General features: G+C 61.1%; 2 protein-coding genes. One reads left to right on the plus strand and one right to left on the minus strand.

What is annotated here, in order from left to right:
• Window positions 1–482 (minus strand): ankyrin repeat domain-containing protein (locus AC1D01_RS31995; protein WP_477873537.1); only part of this gene is annotated, 482 nt, incomplete at its 3' end.
• A 347-nt stretch (window positions 483–829) separates the two neighbouring features.
• Here AC1D01_RS31995 and AC1D01_RS32000 point away from each other — a divergent pair.
• A protein-coding gene (locus tag AC1D01_RS32000; protein ID WP_477873538.1) for an IS3 family transposase occupies window positions 830–1,983 on the plus strand; the annotation gives its coding sequence in 2 pieces (ribosomal slippage) (window positions 830–1,094 and window positions 1,094–1,983; 1,155 coding nt in all).
• Window positions 1,984–2,035 lie beyond the last annotated feature (52 nt).

The raw sequence follows: 2,035 nt of genomic DNA on the forward strand, positions 1-2,035 counted from the left end.
CGATACGCGTGGATCAAGTCGGCCACGTGGTCCTCGCCTTTTTCGACCGCAATGTCCTCGGCTGAGGCTCCGATGCGGTCTTTTCTTGCCCAGTCCGCGCCTTTCTCCAGCAGCAGCTTCGCGACTTCGATGTTCCCCCACGCAGCCGCGCACATGAGTGGAGTTGCGCCATCGGCAGTCGCTGCATCGATCTCGGCCCCTTTCGAGATCAAGTATTCGGCAATCCTTGTTTCCCCATTCACCGATGCTTCATGCAGCGCTGTCATGTGCTTGCTGCCCGTCGCCTGTACCGATGCACCGCTTCGCACCAAGGCTTCAATCATCTCCAGAGAGCCTTTCGCAGTTGCCGCCATGAGCGGTGTGCGACCGAGCCTTCCAGGCTCGTTCAGATCAACTCCATTGAACTCCTTCGCCAAGTCCATTGCTCGGAAACCGGCGACGATGTGTTCAATGAGATTCTCAATATTTTTATGATTGTTCATGAGTCTCGCTCTCGCAGAGCGTCTGAGGGGTACTCTCGCAACACCGTCGGCCATACCGCCGTCAATCTGCACAACGCTTCGCGCTACGGGAATCACCGGCCGCCAGTGCTTCGTAGCCTCTCTGGCCTGCCCGGCTGACGCAAGCGACATCGCCTTGATCGAGTTGACGCAGGGTTCACCGCACTGCCATTGCTTTCTCCCCTTGATCCACTCAATCGGTAGCTCAACCGCAGTCAGCTTGCTTCTGTAACCATGCCTTCCTCGCTGATATAAGGCTCTCATGGTGACGTGGTCCAATTCTGATGGACACCTCGATGGGAGATTTTCCCGCAGAGGACGAGAAGAGCATGACCGAGAAGAAGAGAGCCCGCCGGGCATTTGATGCGGCGTTCAAGCTGCAAGTGGTTCGCATGGTGCGAGACCAGGGATTGAGCGTCGGGCAGGTGTGCCGCGACATGAACTTGACGGACAGTGGCGTGCGCCGCTGGCTCGAGCAGTTCGACGAGGAAGCGGCGGGCCGCCCCGGCGCGGGCAAGCCGCTGACGGCGGAGCAGCAACGCATTCGCCAGCTCGAAGCCGAGAACCGGCAACTGAAGTCGGACAACGACCTGCTAAAAAAAGTGTCGGCCTTCTTTGCCCGGGAACTGAAGTGATTCACACGCTGATCACACAGTGGGCGGGGAAGGCCTCGATCAAACAGTTGTGCCGAGTGCTGGACGTCAGCCGCTCGGGATACTACGCCAAGCGCCAGCGCGAACCGCGCACGTGTGCCCAGGCTGCGCATGCCAAGGCCGTGTTCGAGGCCAGCGGGCGCAGCTACGGCAGCCGGCGCGTGAGCGCGGCATTGCGGGCGCTGGGCGTGAACGTGGGACGCCACAGAGCCAGAACGTTGATGCGCAGCCATGCGTTGCAGCCGCGTTGGCGGCGCAAGTTCGTTTACACCACCGACAGCCGTCACAGCTTGCCAGTGGCGGCCAACGTGCTGGATCGGCAGTTCCGTCCCGTGGCGCCGAACCGGGCCTGGGTCTCGGACATCACCTACATCCGCACGCGCAGCGGCTGGCTGTATCTCGCCGCCGTGCTGGATCTGTACTCGCGCCGAGTCGTTGGCTGGGCCATGGCGCCGAGCATGCCGGCACAGCTGGTGTGCCAGGCGCTGAACATGGCGATCGTCAGCCGTCGGCCCGCCCCGGGCTTGATCGTTCATTCCGATCGCGGCAGCCAGTACGCCAGCAGCGAGCATGCCACCTTGATCGCGAGCAACGACCTGGTTGCCAGCATGAGCCGCAAGGGCAACTGCTGGGACAACGCCGTGATGGAACGCTTCTTCCTGAACCTGAAGATGGAACGCGTCTGGCAGCGCGACTACGCCAATCACGCCGAAGCGATGATCGATGTCGCCGACTACATCGCCTGCTTCTACAACCCCGTCAGGCTCCATTCCACACTCGGCTATCGCTCGCCCGTCGAGCATGAGCGTCACGCCGAACACACTCACTGAGATTCAACCCAAACCAACTCATTGGCGTGTCCGAAAAGACTTGACCACGACA

This window comes from Rhizobacter sp. P3_B12, from assembly GCF_056402895.1.